This is a genomic window from Leptolyngbya sp. Heron Island J, assembly GCF_000482245.1.
Taxonomy (GTDB): domain Bacteria; phylum Cyanobacteriota; class Cyanobacteriia; order Phormidesmidales; family Phormidesmidaceae; genus Leptothoe.
Genome location: NZ_AWNH01000051.1, coordinates 21,091 through 28,870 on the forward strand (window position 1 = coordinate 21,091; position 7,780 = coordinate 28,870).

13 protein-coding genes are annotated in these 7,780 nt (G+C 46.1%); 8 read left to right on the forward strand and 5 right to left on the reverse strand.

The window, feature by feature from the left end; all coding sequences use genetic code 11:
- Positions 1-14: 14 nt before the first annotated feature.
- The 4 genes from N836_RS54395 to N836_RS54410 form a co-directional block, all read right to left on the reverse strand.
- A complete protein-coding gene (locus N836_RS54395; RefSeq protein ID WP_023073260.1) occupies positions 15-740 on the reverse strand; it encodes a hypothetical protein in 726 nt (241 codons plus the stop codon).
- Positions 741-905: 165 nt separating this feature from the next.
- Positions 906-1,187, reverse strand: coding sequence for a helix-turn-helix domain-containing protein (locus tag N836_RS54400; protein WP_023073261.1), 282 nt, complete (start codon positions 1,185-1,187; stop codon positions 906-908).
- Between the two features lie 3 nt (positions 1,188-1,190).
- The gene (locus N836_RS54405) at positions 1,191-1,769 is read right to left on the reverse strand and encodes a hypothetical protein (RefSeq protein ID WP_023073262.1); all 579 of its coding nucleotides are present in this window, start codon (positions 1,767-1,769) and stop codon (positions 1,191-1,193) included.
- A complete protein-coding gene (locus tag N836_RS54410; RefSeq protein ID WP_023073263.1) occupies positions 1,766-2,050 on the reverse strand; it encodes a hypothetical protein in 285 nt (94 codons plus the stop codon). The genes N836_RS54405 and N836_RS54410 overlap by 4 nt, the downstream gene beginning before the upstream one ends.
- 208 nt (positions 2,051-2,258) lie before the next feature.
- On the opposite strand from N836_RS54410, the gene N836_RS54415 reads away from it, so the two are divergent.
- The 7 genes from N836_RS54415 to N836_RS76555 all read left to right on the forward strand — a co-directional run bounded on the left by N836_RS54415 (position 2,259) and on the right by N836_RS76555 (position 4,802).
- The gene (locus N836_RS54415) at positions 2,259-2,630 is read left to right on the forward strand and encodes a hypothetical protein (protein WP_023073264.1); all 372 of its coding nucleotides are present in this window, start codon (positions 2,259-2,261) and stop codon (positions 2,628-2,630) included.
- Positions 2,631-2,640: 10 nt separating this feature from the next.
- Positions 2,641-2,850 carry a hypothetical protein gene (locus tag N836_RS54420; RefSeq protein ID WP_023070660.1) on the forward strand — a complete coding sequence of 70 codons (210 nt, stop codon included), beginning with the start codon at positions 2,641-2,643 and terminating at the stop codon, positions 2,848-2,850.
- Between the two features lie 62 nt (positions 2,851-2,912).
- Positions 2,913-3,089 carry a hypothetical protein gene (locus tag N836_RS76550; RefSeq protein ID WP_023073265.1) on the forward strand — a complete coding sequence of 59 codons (177 nt, stop codon included), beginning with the start codon at positions 2,913-2,915 and terminating at the stop codon, positions 3,087-3,089.
- 4 nt (positions 3,090-3,093) lie between these two features.
- Positions 3,094-3,327 (forward strand): hypothetical protein, encoded by a 234-nt coding sequence (locus N836_RS54425; protein ID WP_023073266.1) that lies wholly within the window; start codon positions 3,094-3,096, stop codon positions 3,325-3,327.
- 4 nt (positions 3,328-3,331) lie between these two features.
- Positions 3,332-3,643 (forward strand): hypothetical protein, encoded by a 312-nt coding sequence (locus N836_RS54430; protein WP_023073267.1) that lies wholly within the window; start codon positions 3,332-3,334, stop codon positions 3,641-3,643.
- Between the two features lie 47 nt (positions 3,644-3,690).
- Entirely contained in the window at positions 3,691-4,581 is an 891-nt protein-coding gene (locus N836_RS54435) for a helix-turn-helix domain-containing protein (protein WP_023073268.1), read from the forward strand.
- Positions 4,582-4,640: 59 nt separating this feature from the next.
- Complete coding sequence (locus N836_RS76555; protein ID WP_161634976.1) at positions 4,641-4,802, forward strand: hypothetical protein; 162 nt, start codon at positions 4,641-4,643, stop codon at positions 4,800-4,802.
- 63 nt (positions 4,803-4,865) lie between these two features.
- Here N836_RS76555 and N836_RS54440 read toward each other — a convergent pair whose 3' ends face one another.
- Positions 4,866-6,344, reverse strand: coding sequence for an ATP-binding protein (locus N836_RS54440; protein WP_023073269.1), 1,479 nt, complete (start codon positions 6,342-6,344; stop codon positions 4,866-4,868).
- 321 nt (positions 6,345-6,665) lie between these two features.
- On the opposite strand from N836_RS54440, the gene N836_RS75890 reads away from it, so the two are divergent.
- Complete coding sequence (locus N836_RS75890) at positions 6,666-7,769, forward strand: IS630 family transposase (protein WP_023070113.1); 1,104 nt, start codon at positions 6,666-6,668, stop codon at positions 7,767-7,769.
- Positions 7,770-7,780: the final 11 nt, after the last annotated feature.

The window sequence follows — 7,780 nt, forward strand, 5'->3', positions numbered from 1 at the left end:
GAAAAGCATCTCCCTCACTCACCCAATAACTCAGCTGTCAATTCAGCAACCTTCTTCGCCACAGACAGCGTTTCCTCTGCACATTGCTGATTGCCGTGAGCATCTAACTTCTTCAGTCGTCGGCTAGCCAAGTCTTCAGCAAAATCTATCTGACTGATTTCGCTAGTTGTCATCTTGTCGCGAAGGTTATCCTTCTTGGTTAACCCTCTTTGCTGCTTCAGTTGTTTAGCAGTGCCACCATACAAGCCCACATAGACATTATTAGTACAGTCAGCATAACCACGATCTACAACACCATGCTGAGCCAAAGTAGCCGTAAAATTATTTCGAGTGTTTTTAGACTTAACCCGCTTCTCTAACCATTTCAAATCCTCAGGGTTATCATTCCGGTCTGCAACTTCAGCCGCCAAAGTTACATCGCCCTGGATATACCGAGTAACTAATTGAGCTGCTTCTTCTCGGTATTTCTTGCCCATTGCACCAGGAAGAAGAGGCAAGATCTGAAGCCATCCCTGCAAATTGACAACGGGTGTTTTTCGTTGCCTTGCTCCTTTGAATTTCCAGTCCTCACAAATTGCGAGGACTTCGGGATACGTTGCTGTTAAACGGTCCCAGGCAGTATAAGGATTCTTTTTCTGGCCTACTGCACGAATCAAATCATAGACGCTGCAGCGCCCATCTTCAGTACGCCGAATCTTAGCCCCTAGCTCGGGGACTATCGTCAATATTGGTTTTGTCATTTTTGTTACCTCGATGCTCTGCTTAAGAGATATTTTCTTTCGTCCCTTTAAAATCCCAATGCCAACAGCTAATCTCCTGACTGCTGCTGGACACCTATTTGATTGTCAAATTCTCATGTTCTCATTATATCGAATGCTATCCGCTTAATGAGAGAACAAGTGCAGTCAAAAAGAGATATTTTCGTTTTGTTTTGTTGCGGGCTTCTCATTTAAATCTTTCCGCCACTCGATCAACTCTGATAATGACAGCGGAAAGAGTTGCAGCTGATTCTTGTCACCTAACTGCGCGATCGCATTCATGATTTTACCAATGCGTTCATAGCTGGGCTTTCTTCTGCCAGCACGCCAATCAGATACTAAGGTTTTGCCTACTCCGATGAATTCGGCTAGGTCTTTGTTGTTGACGTTGTATCGTGCTTGAGCTTCTTTGAGTTTCAGGATGAGCATGGGCTACTCTCCTCCATCATTAGGCAGGTCCCACGGCTCTGCCCCCAAGCTTCTAATTTGCTGCTCTAATCTGGACACATGTTCTCTAAGCAAGTCTGGCTCTGCGTAGGCGTCAGCTAGGTCTTGCAATGTCGCCTGAAGAGCAGCATTCTGATCACGCAACAGTTGGTTATACTCATCTTCAGAGCGCTGGACACCAAAAGCTTTGTCAAAACGACGGGTGAGCGTCTCAATCATTAAGGCCATGCATAGGGCTAGGGCTTGTTTATTGCCTCTGAATAATTGCCACAACCAGTAGGCAGATACGGTATCTAAGGGCAATGCATTAATGCGGCTTTGCCCTCTAGCTTGATCAGTGGACTCAATTTCAACTTCAGAAATCGCGGGCGTATAATCCTCACCCAATAAGCGTTTGATAGCCTTTGACTTCAAAAAATCGCGGGCGTTTCGTTCAGGCAACCCAACGGCTTCAGCCGTCTGAGTCTGGCTCATCCGATAGTTACCATCAGGCAGCATGAACCCATCCACAGTCAGGTCACCGATTTGGATGCTGGCTCGGGTGGCCTTGGTTGATTCAGTCACAACTTCACCTCCTCATGGCTAACGACTTCCACCTGAGGCCAGCGGATTACTAACTCTCCACCCATGGCCTTGATTACGGCCTCAACGTTTTTGAACTGCGATGTATTGGGGTTTTCAATCACCTTTGAAACAGACGTTACAAGACTGCTAGGTGACTTTTCCTTTTCACCCAGCTGTTCAGCCCGTACTCGACTCGTTTCCTTGGCAAGCCGATATTCGGTCCAACCTAGAGTTTCAAATCTGCTTCGAAGTATCGACTTATCCACAATTAATTCATTCACGCTACGCCTCCAATTATTTCATTGGGCTAAACATCACGCCATAAGCGTAGCGCGACTATTTTATATCGTCAAGATGACATATTTAATCAGTTTTGGATTGACAATATATCGCTGCAATGATAGATTAATGTCATAGCAAAGCCCGAATGCTTTTCCGTGGAAAGTCGAGCATCCGGGCCTGCAGTCCAACCACTAAGCAATTGAACTAATGAAAACTCTAACCCGCGACCTAGTATTTGTCGCCCCGTTTCATACCGTAATCACCGCCCCATCGGCCCCGCATTGCGATATCGATACGGCTGAGCCCTTCCATGCCATTGCAGACGATGCGCTGGATGTGGTGGCCGATCAATACTTCATCACCCTGCAGAAGCTAGCTACGTACCAGCCCAGTCCATTTGATCACGATGCAGTCGGTCCCGAGTGGATGACCTTGGACTTGACTCTGGAGCTACGTCGCCTAGCATCCCCAGCCAAGCCACGCATCGAAGATTGGGTATCTGAGAACCTACCGGGCTGGCACATTGCCGATTGGTCAATGGCAGAACCCAATGACGAATTCGAGCTGATCTCAGCGTAGGGGGGCACCAATGAAAATCACCAAGAACCCTACCTTTGGGCAGCTCTACGTTGAGCACAACGGTTATGAGTACCGGGTACCCAAGCACAACGTTCAGCACTTCCTACGGGGTATCGACCTGGAAGAGGTGCCTGACGAAGGGTGCCATCACGACAGCTCATTAGCGGATGAAGCGCTGGAGCTGTTTGCTGAGCTGGTATGTCAGCTGCCTGACATGTAAGACCTCACCGCCGGTTCCATCGCTACGGGACCGGCTTTGCCAACCCTACGGAATTTTGAACAATGAAAACCATAACCTTATTTACCATCTGGGTATTTACCCGCCTTGCCTGGGAGCTAGCTCGGCGCACTGAAGCCGCTAATCGATTCGAGCCTTTGCTATCGGATGCCTCAGTCATGGTGCAGACCGATGCCGAGGACATGCTCAGCGGTGTTTTTAAAGCGTTGGTGGAGGCTTGAGACGATGGAAAACCACATCACCATTCCTGTCAGTCAGACCCACCCCAACGAACAGTTGCAAGCCATGGTAATGGCCCTGATCCATAGCTATGGCTTAACGGCTGTCCTCGACGCAATGTATCAAGGACTCCTCTTGCAATACGACCAAGACCGCATTGAACACCAAAAGCAAGGCCCCATCCTTGACTCGATCAATGTGGCGAGGACTGTCGCCGACCAGCTGTTAGAGGAGGCGTAGATCAATGACATTTACCCTACAACAAACCGACGAGGGCTACATTGCTGCCTTCCCCTCTCGCATGAATCATGGGGCTCCCTACGAGTCTTTACCTTGGCCCACACCGGATCAAGCCATTCAGAGCCTAACGGATGACTACGACTGGGATAGCCAGGTCGGTGAGGCGATGGATGTGATTCGCCCTGTCATTGAGAAGCACGGGGCGGGGCTGATTATTGATGCCTTGCTTCGACTGGAAGAGGTGCTCTCTGATGTTGCCCTGCATGAAGCCAAAGGCGCGTTGGAAGTGACTCAAAAGATTATGGACCGCTACTAATCCACTGCCATCAACACCGGTTCTTTCGGGGGCCGGTGAGTTGTGCTATGCAGACACCTAAGACCGTCCGAATCTATACCCGTCTGTTAGACCATGGCCACGAATGCGGTCGGCTATGGACCCTGCTGCGTGCTCTGGATACCCAGGGTAGTGGTTGGGTCCTGTTCGACTATGCAACCATCGCCAGTCTCATGGGTGTTTCTGTGAGAACTGTCCAGCGATGGGTGAGGCAAGGGCTAGAACGAGGATGGTTCCGTGGGCGTCGGTGGATGGGTGACCAGGTAGAGCTTTACCTATCTGGCATTAAAGCCGTGAAGACTGCCTTAGGTGTGGATGGGTTGGGTGCGATCGCAGATGTATCCATAGACCACCTTGGCCGATCAGAAGCCAAAGCACTCTGCACAGCATTAGAAGCCCAGTATCGGCAGAAACAAGCGTATTGGGCTGCTAGGAAAGAGAAGAAGGGCCAGGCCAAGAAGTTAGTTTTGAAACCGTGGGAAATGGCGACCTCTGATCAATTGCCAGGGGAAAAAAGCTTAGTAGTGGTTTCAAATGGATTTCAGATACCGGGTTGTTCCATTGCAGGCTTAGCCAGAGAGACAGACTGGAGTCAGTCAACCATCAAACGACGACTCGATAATCGATGGAGACTTGAGCGTAAGATTGAACCGATTCAGAAGAAGAGAGTAGCCATAGAACTAGATGATCCAGAATTGTTGTTCCTGCTCAGAGAGTCTAGCTGTGGATTCTTGGTTACTGAAAATGCTTTAGGTCATACTCGTGTGCTTAAAGTGCTGACCGATTCAGGCCGCTCTAAGGTTGTGAGTCTGGGTTGCAATATCTATGCCCCATCCCATGAGCTTAGAAGTTGTCGGAGTTTAAGAAGACGGGTGGCTAGGATGGACTCAGTGCGATCGCCAAAAAATATAGCAATTTAATAGGATGCATATTTGTCATTAAGGACAACAATCACTTATAGAACCAATGGGAAAACGGAATGCTGATGCGATCGCACTCAAACCCAAAAGGACCTAAGGTAGACGGTGGCTTGATGTTGCTGATGAAGTCAGTGATGCGGGGTGCGATCGGTGCAATCAGTCAAATCAAAATAACGATCCCGACCAGCGGCGGCAGAAAACCTCAAGCTCGACACCAGTAGCCCCTTGTCAGTCCGCTGCGTCGGGGTTGCTAGGTACTCGTTTAGCAAGGCCTAAAGATCTACCTATTGCAAAATATGCATACATCTATTCAGCAACTCTTCATTATCAATTATCACTAAATTCACTCTTCTTCTAGCGCGAGTAATGTTTTGAAAGAGCATCTTGACTGGGGAATAATATGCGCGCCCACGATAAACTAACTCACCACCCTCACCATAACTAAAGTACTTGTCAATCGTCACAGCAACGCCGTCAAACTCTTGACCTATTACTTTATGCGACGTTTTTTTAGAAATCTCTGAGTATTTTTCATGATGCTCATTATTGTATTGAGATGGAGTAAATCTAAGAACCTCCCATTCTTTACAATCCAATGACCCAAGATAGCTCTTCGCATCATCCATATTTTTAAAGTAATTAACTTCAATATTACCCTCATTTGCAAGGTCCAATTTTCTCTTGCTATTGAATAGCATCCTTATAAATGTGGCTATTTCTTTGTTTGTCCTGATCTTTTCAGACAATCTATGTGTAGTAAGCGAGGGAATATTATTTATTCGTCTATCTATATCTCTTTCTTCTTCCCGTTTAGCAAGTGTTTGGAGCTTGTCGTACGAGAATATGCAATTACTATTAACCCTTTTTATCACTTCAACTATTTTTTCCAGTTGGTCAGGATAGATTCGCTGAGCCTCATCAATTACAATTACATTGTAAATCGATAAATCATAGGCAGTATAACCTTTAATCGGAGTTATTTCCCACCCGCTCTGCTTCAACTTTTCATGCCCTGTATTTAGATAGCCACAGTGAATAATTAACGGTCTTTTTCTATTTTTTCGTAGTTCTTTAACTAAATCGTATACCAGTAAGGTCTTGCCTGTACCTGCTCCACCCACAACCGATATAAAGTTAGCAGATTTAGCGATACCCAAAGATTTCAGAATTTGTTTTTTTACATCTTCTTGCTGATTCGTTAAAAAATACCGATCACTCAAAAACTTTTGAGTGGAATTAAAAGGTGATACCAAATAGTCTGAAGGGTTGAATAAATTATCAATGCTTCCTATGCCTTCCATTTTTTGATCAATCAACAATTTCATCAAATAGTCAACTTCAACAACACCTATAGATTTTTTATCTTTAAGAAAGTATATGTTTTTGGTGTCTGACACGTAACATAGATTGAATATTGTTTTTTCAATGTAGCTTAAGTAGTATTTATTTCTGACTAATTGTTTCTGTATTTTTTCTTCCGTGCTAGTGCTCTTGAGTTCTACGTTAATGACGCTTTTCTTTCCAAATCGCAACAAATCAAATTCTTTTCCTATCTGCGGTATTTTATATCCCAAATAGAATCCATCAAAAATTCTTATATTTCTATTTTCTGTTAAATCGTATAGTGCCTCGACCAGGCCTTTTAAGTCTTCAAGCTCTGCACACCTGATTCCTATTCCATAGTGTTTTAAGTAAAAATCAAAGCTCGATTTTTTCAATGAATCATGTGCTTGCACCAAGGACAGGATATTTATATTTTTCAATCTATTTCCTTATTTATCCTATACAGGTTTTCAATCCCTTTCCGAGCAGACTGCTTTACTCGACGATCTAGGGCATCTAACAATTTATTGGATCTACTTTGTCCATATATCTATCCCATATGAGTTGGATATGTGGATAATCCGTAGTATGGCCAACGTATCTGGTTAGCTACATGGAAAACTGTCAATATATTACGCCCAAATCGGATGGATCGAAGCAATTATGTTTGTGGTCCCTAGTGCAGTCTCAGGTCATCTCTTTTCCAATAATCCAAGAACCTGGATAATGGTTTGAAGCCACCGAGTCTTGATGGTTATCCAATGCCCAAGTCCCTCAAAGTTCGTCCTCTGAGCCCAGATGAGAAAACCGCCTTGGAAGCGGGTCGTCAGTCTTCCGAAGGGTTTACCGTGCGTCGCAGCCAAATCATATTAGCCAGTGCAGCGGGTCAAACACCCCCTGAGATTGCCAAGTTTGTGGGCGGTACTCGCCAGAATGTATGCCTTGTGATTCATGAATTTGAGGAACGAGGGTTGGCGTGCTTAGTGCCTCGTCCAAGTGGTCCCAAACCCGGCGATGAATTACTGTTCGATGCCACGAAGCGCGAACGATTAAAAACCATTGCTCACACCAGTCCCCGTGAGTATGGGCAAGCACGGTCCATATGGACCCTCAAAAGTCTGGCCCAGGTATGTCACGAGCAAGCCTTAGTAGAGGTCCCGGTGAGTCATGAAACCATTCGCCAAACCCTGTTACTGATGGGAGTGAGTTGGAAACGAGCTAAACAATGGATCACCTCTCCTGACCCGGACTATGCCCGAAAAAAGCGGCAACGGGACCGTCTCATCCTCATGGCGGCTCAACATGACACCTGGGTGGTTGGGTTTCAAGATGAGGTGTGGTGGTCCCGATTGACATACCCCGATATGCACGCTTGGAGCGAGGATGAGCCCCTCAAATTGCATCAAAAGCACTTTGAGAAAACAGACTCTGAGCCCAAAGCGATTGCCTGTTATGGTCTCTGGTGTCCCTGCTTAGCCATCATGGTGATTCGATTTGTCCAATCCCGACCGGTTAGCGATCTGACCTGTCAATATTTAGAGTGGGTCTGTCAATCACTCTATGCCTTAGGTAAACGCGTTTTGGTCCTAATTTGGGATAACGCATCCTGGCATGTTTCAAAAGCCGTGCGTCAATGGGTTCGAGACCATAATCAGCTCATCAAACAGACGGGGGGATTGCGGTTGATTCTCTGTTTGCTTCCCGTGAAGAGCCCCTGGCTCAATGCAATTGAACCTAAATGGGTACATGCCAAACGGGCCATTGTTGAACCCACCAAGGTGCTTACAGCTGATGACATTAGGCAACGTGTTTGTGACTATTTTGAATGTGAGGTACTTCCCTCTTTAGTAAAAAAGACTGCTTGATTCTGCACTAG

Coding starts and splice junctions, on each gene's coding strand:
- N836_RS54395 (WP_023073260.1), bottom strand. CDS start 740: ATGACAAAACCAATATTGACGATAGTCCCCGAGCTAGGGGCTAAGATT.
- N836_RS54400 (WP_023073261.1), bottom strand. CDS start 1,187: ATGCTCATCCTGAAACTCAAAGAAGCTCAAGCACGATACAACGTCAAC.
- N836_RS54415 (WP_023073264.1), top strand. CDS start 2,259: ATGAAAACTCTAACCCGCGACCTAGTATTTGTCGCCCCGTTTCATACC.
- N836_RS54420 (WP_023070660.1), top strand. CDS start 2,641: ATGAAAATCACCAAGAACCCTACCTTTGGGCAGCTCTACGTTGAGCAC.
- N836_RS76550 (WP_023073265.1), top strand. CDS start 2,913: ATGAAAACCATAACCTTATTTACCATCTGGGTATTTACCCGCCTTGCC.
- N836_RS54425 (WP_023073266.1), top strand. CDS start 3,094: ATGGAAAACCACATCACCATTCCTGTCAGTCAGACCCACCCCAACGAA.
- N836_RS54430 (WP_023073267.1), top strand. CDS start 3,332: ATGACATTTACCCTACAACAAACCGACGAGGGCTACATTGCTGCCTTC.
- N836_RS54435 (WP_023073268.1), top strand. CDS start 3,691: ATGCAGACACCTAAGACCGTCCGAATCTATACCCGTCTGTTAGACCAT.
- N836_RS76555 (WP_161634976.1), top strand. CDS start 4,641: ATGCTGATGCGATCGCACTCAAACCCAAAAGGACCTAAGGTAGACGGT.
- N836_RS75890 (WP_023070113.1), top strand. CDS start 6,666: ATGCCCAAGTCCCTCAAAGTTCGTCCTCTGAGCCCAGATGAGAAAACC.